General features: G+C 70.3%; 5 protein-coding genes and 3 pseudogenes. 5 read left to right on the forward strand and 3 right to left on the reverse strand.

Annotation, left to right across the window (positions count from 1 at the left end; genetic code table 11):
* The 3 genes and pseudogenes from AB0C20_RS35465 to hemQ form a co-directional block, all read left to right on the forward strand.
* Nucleotides 1-95, forward strand: a pseudogene (locus AB0C20_RS35465) (enoyl-CoA hydratase/isomerase family protein); the annotation flags it as partial.
* Nucleotide 96: 1 nt separating this feature from the next.
* Nucleotides 97-474: pseudogene (locus AB0C20_RS35470) on the forward strand (FAD-dependent oxidoreductase); the annotation flags it as partial.
* Complete coding sequence (gene hemQ / locus AB0C20_RS35475) at nt 471-1,172, forward strand: hydrogen peroxide-dependent heme synthase (RefSeq protein WP_196921722.1); 702 nt, start codon at nt 471-473, stop codon at nt 1,170-1,172. The pseudogene AB0C20_RS35470 and the gene hemQ, both read left to right, overlap by 4 nt.
* A 51-nt stretch (nt 1,173-1,223) precedes the next feature.
* Here hemQ and AB0C20_RS35480 read toward each other — a convergent pair whose 3' ends face one another.
* The 3 genes from AB0C20_RS35480 to AB0C20_RS35490 form a co-directional block, all read right to left on the reverse strand.
* Nucleotides 1,224-2,306, reverse strand: a complete 1,083-nt coding sequence (locus AB0C20_RS35480) for a lytic polysaccharide monooxygenase (protein WP_357182671.1) — start codon at nt 2,304-2,306, stop codon at nt 1,224-1,226.
* 118 nt (nt 2,307-2,424) lie between these two features.
* Nucleotides 2,425-2,880, reverse strand: coding sequence for a GNAT family N-acetyltransferase (locus AB0C20_RS35485; RefSeq protein ID WP_357569651.1), 456 nt, complete (start codon nt 2,878-2,880; stop codon nt 2,425-2,427).
* 82 nt (nt 2,881-2,962) lie between these two features.
* Nucleotides 2,963-3,223, reverse strand: coding sequence for a Prokaryotic metallothionein (locus AB0C20_RS35490; protein WP_124815255.1), 261 nt, complete (start codon nt 3,221-3,223; stop codon nt 2,963-2,965).
* A gap of 157 nt (nt 3,224-3,380) precedes the next feature.
* Between AB0C20_RS35490 and AB0C20_RS35495 the strand changes: the two genes are divergently transcribed.
* Both AB0C20_RS35495 and AB0C20_RS35500 read left to right on the forward strand, forming a co-directional pair.
* Nucleotides 3,381-3,656: an isoamylase early set domain-containing protein gene (locus AB0C20_RS35495; RefSeq protein WP_357182664.1), complete on the forward strand. Its 276-nt coding sequence runs from the start codon at nt 3,381-3,383 to the stop codon at nt 3,654-3,656.
* Nucleotides 3,657-3,764: 108 nt separating this feature from the next.
* Nucleotides 3,765-3,950, forward strand: a pseudogene (locus tag AB0C20_RS35500) (cellulose-binding protein); the annotation flags it as partial.

The following is a 3,950-nucleotide window of genomic DNA, read 5'->3' on the forward strand; positions in this document are numbered from 1 at the left end:
CCTACGTGGACATGGCCGACCGGGCTGCGAACCTGTCCAGCGCGCTCGGCGCGATCGCCCGCATTCCCAAGCCGGTGGTCGCCGCGATCACCGGGCAAGTGGGGGCACCTGGGCCGGCCGGACGGGTTGGCCCTGGTGCGTGCCTCGGTGGGCCGGTACGGCGAAGAGGCGCACCTTCAGCGCCCCGACGCGGACCTGGCGGCCACCGTGCACCGGGAGCTGTCGGCGGTGCTCGGCACTCCGCTGCCCGCCCCGGTCGACGGGCACGTGCAGCGGTGGGGCGGTGCGCTGCCGCAGTACGCGCCGGGGCACGCCGACCGGCTCGGCGCCGCGCGGACGGCGCTGCGGGCCGCGCACCCCACAGTCGTCCTCGCCGGCGCCGGCTATGACGGCGTCGGCATCCCGGTCTGCGTCCGCTCCGGCGAGACGGCGGCCGAAGAGATCATCACAGCACTGGGAGGATCGGCGAGATGACCGAGCAGACCAACGCGGCCCGGTTGCGGGAGCTGAACGACAGCATCCGCTACACCATGTGGTCGGTGTTCCGGGCAAGCTCCCCGCTGCCGTCGCTGCGGGACAACGTCACCGGCGAGGTGGTGTCCCTCTTCGACGAGCTGGCCGGCAAGGACGTGGTGGTCCGGGGCGTGTACGACGTCTCCGGGCTGCGCGCCGACGCGGACGTGATGATCTGGTGGCACTCCGCGTCCCCCGACGCGCTCCAGGACGCTTACCTGCGGTTCCGCCGTACCACGCTGGGCCGGGCGCTGACCCCGGTGTGGTCGCAGATGGCGCTGCACCGGCCGGCGGAGTTCAACAAGAGCCACATCCCGGCGTTCCTTGCCGGTGAGGAGGCTCGCCCCTACATCTGCGTGTACCCGTTCGTCCGCTCCTACGAGTGGTACCTGCTGCCCGATGCCGAGCGGCGGGAGATGCTCGCCGAGCACGGCAAGATGGCCCGTGGCTACCCGGACGTGCGCGCCAACACTGTCGCCTCGTTCGCGCTCGGCGACTACGAGTGGATGCTCGCCTTCGAGGCCGACGAACTGCACCGGATCGTCGACCTGATGCGGGACCTGCGCGCCTCCGGCGCCCGCCGGCACGTCCGCGAAGAGGTCCCGTTCTACACCGGCCGCCGCCGTTCGGTAGCCGAGATCGTCAACTGCCTGGTCTGATCCCCGCCGTCCGGCGCCGCACCCCCGCCCGGGTGCGGCGCCGGCCGGGGATCAGCTGGTCGTCGTACAGGAGACCAGCGGAACCGGGTTGCTGCCGTTCCACGAGCCGAGGAAACCGAACGTGGTGCTCGCTCCGGCGGCAAGGGTGCCGTTGTTGGTGGTGTTACGTGCGGTGACCAGCGTGCCGTTGGTGCTGACCGTCGCGTTCCACGACGAGGTGACCTGCTGGCCGTTGTTGTAGTTCCAGCTCACCGACCAACCCTGGGTGGGTGAGCCACCTGCGGTCACCTTCACGTCGGCCTGGAAGCCGCCGGACCACTGACCGGTCACCTGGTACGTCGCCGTGCAGGCACCGGCCGGCGGCGGGGTGGTCGGCGGGGGCGTGGTGGGCGGCGGGGTCGTCGGCGGGGGATCGGTGGGTGGGGTGGTCGACCCGCCGCCGAAGTCGACGTCGCTGCACAGGTAGTACGACTGGTCCAGGTGGCTGGCCTGCCAGACGGTGTAGACGATGTGCCGTCCGGTGCGGCCCGGCGCGCTCACCGGGATCTGGATCGAGACACCACTGGGGTCCGGGCTCCACTGGGAGGCGGGGGTGTTGCCGATCTGGCCCGCCAACTCCAGGTTGCCCCAGCCGAGTGGTTGGGTGGCGGGGTTGAAGCCCTGCTTGGTCACGTACACCCGGATGTAGTCGGCGCCGTGACGGGCCTGGTCGACGAAGCGGAGCCGGAAGTTGTTCGACACCGCTGTGGTCTTCCAGGCGCCGATGGTGTCCAGCGCGTTGTAGCGCGGGCTCTGGGTGCGTCCGCCGCTGCAGAGTTGGCCGTCGGGGACGGCGGCCTGGTGGTTGCCTCCCACACCCTCGCGGTACAGGCCGTTCCAGTTCCACATGGCGGCCGGGTCGGCCTGCCAGGCCTGCCAGCACATCGGGTCCTCGGTGGCCATCCGCGGGTTCTGGAAGTCGCTGCCCCAACGTTGCCAGCAGCTGTAGTTGCGGGAGGCCGGGTCGACGACCGAACCGTGCGCCGAAGCGGGATCGGCCCGCATGGTGGTCAGTGCGGTCGTCAACAGAAGCGCGATGGTCGCCGCGATGGCGAACAACCAGAGCACGCGTCGTGATCGAGTGGGAGTGAACATGGAGCCCCCGGGGGGATGAGGTCGGACGTCGACACCCGGATCGCCGGGAGTTGCCCACTCCCGTGCCTGATCGCTGGCTCCCGCGATGGCTCTACCCGGCACCATGCCAGCTCAATCGTCAGCCGTCAATGGCATCGCGTCGCATCGGCGTGTGCGGGATGCCGTCCTCGACGTACTCGGGGCCGCTGACAGTGAAGCCGTGCCGGGTGTAGAACGCGACCAGGTGCGACTGGGCGTCCAGCACACACTGCCGGTTGCCCACCACCTCAAGCGCCGCCGTCATCAGCCGGCCGGCGTGTCCGCCGCCGCGCGCCGTCGAGGCCACCACGACCCGACCGATCCGGGCGACACCGTCCGGGTCGGCCAGAATCCGCAGGTACGCCAGCGGCGCGCCGCCGTCGGTGAGCCAGACGTGTCGGGTGCCCGGCTCGACGTCCCGCCCGTCCAGCTCCGGGTACGGGCAGTTCTGCTCGACCACGAACACGTCGACGCGTAGTTTGAGCAGGTCGTGGAGGGTGCGGGCGTTCAGGTCGGCGAAGGAGGCCGTCCGGAGCTCGGTGGTCTGCTGGGGCATCCACCGATGGTAGGTCGGGCGGGTTCACCCGGGGTCCGCCCGTGCGGGCGCGAGGTAGCTGGCGGCGGCCGGGCAGGCGCGGTCAGGCCGGGCGGGCGCCGACGGCGTCGCGGATCTCGGCGCCCACCGCGCCCTCGACGGCGCGGGCGCAGTGCGCGCAGCAGAAGAAGCGGCCGTTGACCTCGACGCCGTGCCCGACGATCTTGACCTGGCAGTGCTCGCAGATCGGTGCCATGCGGTGGATCGCGCACTCGAACGAGTCGAAGGTGTGCACGTCACCGCTGACGGTGTGCACCTCGAACGCCATCCAGTAGTCGTTGCCGCAGACCTCGCAGGTTGCCACCGAAAACCTCCGTTAAGTGGACAAGTGCCTACAGAATCCCTCAGCTGGCCCCGACGTGGGGGCGGAACCTCGACGCCTGGCCTGCGACTGCGGCGTGTCGGCGTCGGCGTGTTGCCCGTTATGCCTGGTGAACCGCCGCAACCCCCGGAGGATCACCGTGATCAAGCGCAACAGGCTCTTCGGCAACCAGACCCGGATCACCTTCTGTCTGCCCCGCGATGTCCCGCCCGGCCCGGTGAGCGTCGTCGGCTCCTTCAACGGCTGGCAGCCCGGTCGGCACGAGTTGGTGGCACGCCGCGACGGCACCAGGACGGTGACGGTGAAGCTGCCGCCGGGGGAGTACCGGTTCCGTTACCTCGGCACCGGCGGCGTCTGGTTGGACGACGAGTCGGCCGACCAGGTCGACGACCGGGGCAGCCTGCTCCGGCTTTGAGAAGAAAACTGCCATCATCGATGGATTTATCGATGAGAGTCTTTACTGTTAACAATGTTTAAATTACCTTGAGGGCACCTCACCGGACCTGGAGAAGGAGCTGCCCCCATGCGTCGAAGAATCACCGTCCCGCTGGTGGCGGCGGGCGCCGTCGCCGCCACCCTCACCGTCGCCGCCCCCGCGCAGGCGCACGGCTACGTCTCCGCCCCACCGAGCCGGCAGGCGCTCTGCGCGCAGGGCCGGGTGCCCGACTGCGGGCAGATCAAGTACGAGCCGCAGAGCGTCGAAGGGCCC

Origin of the sequence: Micromonospora sp. NPDC048843, from assembly GCF_040649965.1 — a bacterium.
In the GTDB taxonomy this organism is placed as follows: domain Bacteria; phylum Actinomycetota; class Actinomycetes; order Mycobacteriales; family Micromonosporaceae; genus Micromonospora; species Micromonospora hortensis.

What these genes read in the sequence shown, in the direction of transcription:
- AB0C20_RS35480 (WP_357182671.1), bottom strand. Translation starts at nt 2,306, where the DNA reads ATGTTCACTCCCACTCGATCACGACGCGTGCTCTGGTTGTTCGCCATC.
- hemQ (WP_196921722.1), top strand. Translation starts at nt 471, where the DNA reads ATGACCGAGCAGACCAACGCGGCCCGGTTGCGGGAGCTGAACGACAGC.
- AB0C20_RS35485 (WP_357569651.1), bottom strand. Translation starts at nt 2,880, where the DNA reads ATGCCCCAGCAGACCACCGAGCTCCGGACGGCCTCCTTCGCCGACCTG.